The sequence below is a fragment of the Staphylococcus sp. TCBT05 genome, assembly GCF_055179755.1.
In genome coordinates this window covers 1-2,500 of the sequence record NZ_JBUQDQ010000002.1, presented here as the reverse complement: position 1 = coordinate 2,500, position 2,500 = coordinate 1, and the positions used below count along the sequence as shown (strand labels likewise).

The following is a 2,500-nucleotide window of genomic DNA, read 5'->3' as shown; positions in this document are numbered from 1 at the left end:
TACGATCCCGTGCGAGGTTAAGCTGAAGAGGCGGAGCCGCAGCGAAAGCGAGTCTGAATAGGGCGTTTAGTACGTGGTCGTAGACCCGAAACCAGGTGATCTACCCATGTCCAGGGTGAAGTTCAGGTAACACTGAATGGAGGCCCGAACCCACGCACGTTGAAAAGTGCGGGGATGAGGTGTGGGTAGCGGAGAAATTCCAATCGAACCTGGAGATAGCTGGTTCTCCCCGAAATAGCTTTAGGGCTAGCCTTAAGTGTAAGAGTCTTGGAGGTAGAGCACTGATTGGACTAGGGGTCCTCATCGGATTACCGAATTCAGTCAAACTCCGAATGCCAATGACTTATCCTTAGGAGTCAGACTGCGAGTGATAAGATCCGTAGTCAAAAGGGAAACAGCCCAGACCGCCAGCTAAGGTCCCAAAGTGTGTATTAAGTGGAAAAGGATGTGGAGTTGCTTAGACAACTAGGATGTTGGCTTAGAAGCAGCCACCATTTAAAGAGTGCGTAATAGCTCACTAGTCGAGTGACTCTGCGCCGAAAATGTACCGGGGCTAAATACACCACCGAAGCTGCGGATTGATACCAATGGTATCAGTGGTAGGGGAGCGTTCTAAGGACAGTGAAGTCAGACCGGAAGGACTGGTGGAGTGCTTAGAAGTGAGAATGCCGGTATGAGTAGCGAAAGACGGGTGAGAATCCCGTCCACCGAATGCCTAAGGTTTCCTGAGGAAGGCTCGTCCGCTCAGGGTTAGTCAGGACCTAAGCCGAGGCCGACAGGCGTAGGCGATGGACAACAGGTTGATATTCCTGTACCACCTCTTTATCGTTTGAGCAATGGAGGGACGCAGAAGGATAGAAGAAGCGTGCGATTGGTTGTGCACGTCCAAGCAGTTAGGCTGATAAGTAGGCAAATCCGCTTATCGTGAAGGCTGAGCTGTGATGGGGAAGCTCCTTATGGAGCGAAGTCTTTGATTCCCCGCTGCCAAGAAAAGCTTCTAGCGAGATAAAAGGTGCCTGTACCGCAAACCGACACAGGTAGGCGAGGAGAGAATCCTAAGGTGTGCGAGAGAACTCTGGTTAAGGAACTCGGCAAAATGACCCCGTAACTTCGGGAGAAGGGGTGCTTTCTTAACGGAAAGCCGCAGTGAATAGGCCCAAGCGACTGTTTAGCAAAAACACAGCTCTCTGCGAAGCCGTAAGGCGAAGTATAGGGGGTGACACCTGCCCGGTGCTGGAAGGTTAAGGAGAGGGGTTAGCGTAAGCGAAGCTCTGAACTGAAGCCCCAGTAAACGGCGGCCGTAACTATAACGGTCCTAAGGTAGCGAAATTCCTTGTCGGGTAAGTTCCGACCCGCACGAAAGGTGTAACGATTTGGGCACTGTCTCAACCAGAGACTCGGTGAAATTATAGTACCTGTGAAGATGCAGGTTACCCGCGACAGGACGGAAAGACCCCGTGGAGCTTTACTGTAGCCTGATATTGAATTTTGGTACAGTTTGTACAGGATAGGCGGGAGCCATTGAAACCGGAGCGCTAGCTTCGGTGGAGGCGCTGGTGGGATACCGCCCTGACTGTATTGAAATTCTAACCTACGGGTCTTATCGACCCGGGAGACAGTGTCAGGTGGGCAGTTTGACTGGGGCGGTCGCCTCCTAAAGTGTAACGGAGGCGCCCAAAGGTTCCCTCAGAATGGTTGGAAATCATTCGTAGAGTGCAAAGGCATAAGGGAGCTTGACTGCGAGACCTACAAGTCGAGCAGGGACGAAAGTCGGGCTTAGTGATCCGGTGGTTCCGCATGGAAGGGCCATCGCTCAACGGATAAAAGCTACCCCGGGGATAACAGGCTTATCTCCCCCAAGAGTCCACATCGACGGGGAGGTTTGGCACCTCGATGTCGGCTCATCGCATCCTGGGGCTGTAGTCGGTCCCAAGGGTTGGGCTGTTCGCCCATTAAAGCGGTACGCGAGCTGGGTTCAGAACGTCGTGAGACAGTTCGGTCCCTATCCGTCGTGGGCGTAGGAAATTTGAGAGGAGCTGTCCTTAGTACGAGAGGACCGGGATGGACGCACCGCTGGTGTACCAGTTGTTCTGCCAAGGGCATAGCTGGGTAGCTATGTGCGGAAGGGATAAGTGCTGAAAGCATCTAAGCATGAAGCCCCCCTCAAGATGAGATTTCCCATAGCGTAAGCTAGTAAGATCCCTGAAAGATGATCAGGTTGATAGGTTCGAGGTGGAAGCATGGTGACATGTGGAGCTGACGAATACTAATAGATCGAGGACTTAACCATATAATATGTAGCAATGTTATCTAGTTTTGAAGGAATATGCCTTCATAGTTTGGTGATGATGGCAGAGAGGTCACACCCGTTCCCATACCGAACACGGAAGTTAAGCTCTCTAGCGCCGATGGTAGTTGGGACCTTGTCCCTGTGAGAGTAGGACGTCGCCAAGCAACTAAACACGAGTCAAATGACTCGTGTTTTTTCGTGTTTTCTTTT

2 rRNA genes (1 of these 2 cut by a window edge) are annotated in these 2,500 nt (G+C 51.8%); both read left to right on the top strand.

Annotated features, from left to right (window positions below):
• Window positions 1–2,290, top strand: a 23S ribosomal RNA gene (locus tag ACY191_RS00030); it begins 632 nt to the left of the window's first position.
• 48 nt (window positions 2,291–2,338) lie between these two features.
• Window positions 2,339–2,454 (top strand): 5S ribosomal RNA (gene rrf / locus ACY191_RS00025).
• Window positions 2,455–2,500 lie beyond the last annotated feature (46 nt).